This is a genomic window from Rhizobacter sp. P2_H2 (assembly GCF_056403375.1).
Map to the genome: position 1 here is coordinate 1 of NZ_JBFUFP010001026.1, position 1,926 is coordinate 1,926.

Here is a 1,926-nt window from a genome sequence, read left to right on the forward strand (position 1 = left end):
GTATACAAGAAGGTGTTCTAAACAGCGGCGATCGGGATCGTGCACTGGCGAACGGGCATGACTCCTGCGAACCCACTTCAGCGGCGACGCACAGGAGCGCAGAAATGACGCAAGAGACGACCCAAGAGACGACGCAAGAGAAGTTCACGGCCGGCTTCCATCGGCGGGATGTCCTGAAGGGCGCCGGCGCGGCGCTCGCCCTGGGTGGCCTGGGTGGCTTCGGCAGCCTCGCGAACGCGCAGGCCCCGATCACCGCCGGCTTCATCTACGTCGGCCCGAAGGACGACTTCGGCTACAACCAGGCGCATGCCGAGGCGGTGGCCGAGATCAAGAAGCTGCCCGGCATCAAGGCGGTGGAAGAGGAGAACGTCCCCGAGACCACGGCGGTGCAGAAGACCATGCAGGGCATGATCTCGCAGGACGGCGCGACGCTGCTGTTCCCCACCTCGTTCGGCTACTTCGACCCGCACATGCTGGCGGTCGCGGGCAAGAACCCGAACGTGCGCTTCGCGCATTGCGGCGGCATGTGGACCGAGGGCAAGCACCCGAAGAACACCGGCAGCTTCTTCGGCTACATCGACGAGTGCCAGTACCTGAACGGCGTCGTCGCCGGGCACATGAGCAAGAGCAAGAAGCTCGGCTTCATTGCCGCCAAGCCGATCCCGCAGGTGCTGCGCAACATCAACGCGTTCACGATGGGCGCGCGCTCGGTCGATCCGTCGATCACGACCACGGTGATCTTCACCGGCGACTGGTCGATGCCGGTGAAAGAGGCCGAGGCCACCAACAGCCTCGCCGACCAGGGCATCGACGTGTTCACTATGCACGTCGACGGGCCGAAGGTGATCGTCGAGACGGCCGCCAAACGCGGCAAGTTCGTCTGCGGCTACCACGCGAGCCAGGCCAAGCTCGCGCCGGCGGCGTACCTGACCGGTGCCGAGTGGAACTGGATCACCGCGTACAAGACCATCATCGATGCGGCGCGCACCGGCAAGCCGCACCCGAACTTCGTGCGCGGCGGCCTGAAGGAGGGCTTCGTGAAGCCGTCGCCGTACGGCGCGATGGTGTCGGCCCCGGCGAAGAAGGCGGCCGACGACGTGAAGGCCGCGATGCTGAAGGGTAGCTTCGACATCTTCAAGGGCCCGCTGAAGGACAACGCCGGCAAGACGATCATCGAGGCGGGCAAGGTCTTCAAGCAGACCGATCCGGCCCTCGAAGGCATGAACTACCTCGTCGAAGGCGTCGTCGGCAAGACCGGTGCGTAGCCCGGATGSCAATCCGGGGAGCGTCCTTCCATCATGAACGCACGCCACGCTGAATCGCTCGAAGCCGTCGCGCTGCCGCTGCTCGCGATGGCCGGCGCGCTGCTGCTGTTCGGCGCCTTCGTGTGGCTCGGCGGCAAGAGCCCGGTCGACGCGTGGACGCTGCTGTTCAAGGGCGCATTCGGCGACTGGTTCTCGTGGCAGAACTCGCTGCAGCGCGCGGCACCGCTGATGCTGACGGCGTTGTGCGTCGCGATCCCCGCGCGGGCCGGCTTGGTCGTGATCGGCGGCGAAGGCGCGCTGGTGCTGGGCGGCCTCGCGTGCGCGAGCCTGCCCTACCTGATCACGCCGCCGGCCAACGCGTTCGGCAGCGCGCTGCTGCTGATCGCCGCAGCCGCGGCGGGTGCGGCGTGGATCGCGCTGGTCGGCCTGCTGCGCCAGCGCCGCGGCGTCAACGAAACGATCAGCAGCCTGCTGCTCGCCTACATCGCGGTGGCGTTGTTCAAGCATTTTGTYGAGGGCCCGCTGCGCGACCCGGCGAGCCTGAACAAGCCGTCGACGCGACCGATCGCCGATGCACTGCTGATCGGCGGCATCGGCGGCAGCGACATCCACTGGGGCCTCGTCTTCGGCATCGTTGCCTGCATCGCGCTCGGCCTGTGGA

2 protein-coding genes are annotated in these 1,926 nt (G+C 67.0%); both read left to right on the forward strand.

Annotated elements, in window-relative coordinates:
* Positions 1 to 104 precede the first annotated feature (104 nt).
* Complete coding sequence (locus AC1D15_RS29605) at positions 105 to 1,265, forward strand: BMP family ABC transporter substrate-binding protein (RefSeq protein WP_477828832.1); 1,161 nt, start codon at positions 105 to 107, stop codon at positions 1,263 to 1,265.
* Positions 1,266 to 1,298: 33 nt separating this feature from the next.
* A partial coding sequence (locus tag AC1D15_RS29610; RefSeq protein WP_477828833.1) for an ABC transporter permease subunit occupies positions 1,299 to 1,926 on the forward strand: 628 nt, incomplete at its 3' end.

Coding starts and splice junctions, on each gene's coding strand:
- AC1D15_RS29605 (WP_477828832.1), top strand. CDS start 105: ATGACGCAAGAGACGACCCAAGAGACGACGCAAGAGAAGTTCACGGCC.